General features: G+C 70.2%; 1 protein-coding gene. It reads right to left on the bottom strand.

Annotated features, from left to right (window positions below):
• On the bottom strand, window positions 1-285 hold a 285-nt coding region (locus tag F0L68_RS41985; RefSeq protein WP_149855499.1), incomplete at both ends, for an aldehyde dehydrogenase family protein.

Here is a 285-nt window from a genome sequence, read left to right as displayed (position 1 = left end):
GCGCCAACGGCAGGTTGCCGGCGATCGCGGTGAAGTTGAACGGAGTGACCGCCACGACGAAGCCGTCCAGCGGCCGGTGGTCGAACCGGTTCCAGATGCCGGGGCTGGACTCGGGCTGCTCGGCGAGCAGCCGCCTGGCGAAGTGCGTGTTGAAGCGCAGGAAGTCGATCAGCTCGCAGGCCGAGTCGATCTCCGCCTGCTGCACCGACTTCGACTGGCCGAGGATCGTGGCCGCGTTGAGGGTGTCCCGCCACGGCCCGGCCAGCAGGTCGGCCGCGCGCAGCA

Origin of the sequence: Solihabitans fulvus, from assembly GCF_008386585.1 — a bacterium.
GTDB classification, from domain to species: domain Bacteria; phylum Actinomycetota; class Actinomycetes; order Mycobacteriales; family Pseudonocardiaceae; genus Solihabitans; species Solihabitans fulvus.
This window is presented reverse-complemented; position numbering and strand designations above follow the sequence as displayed.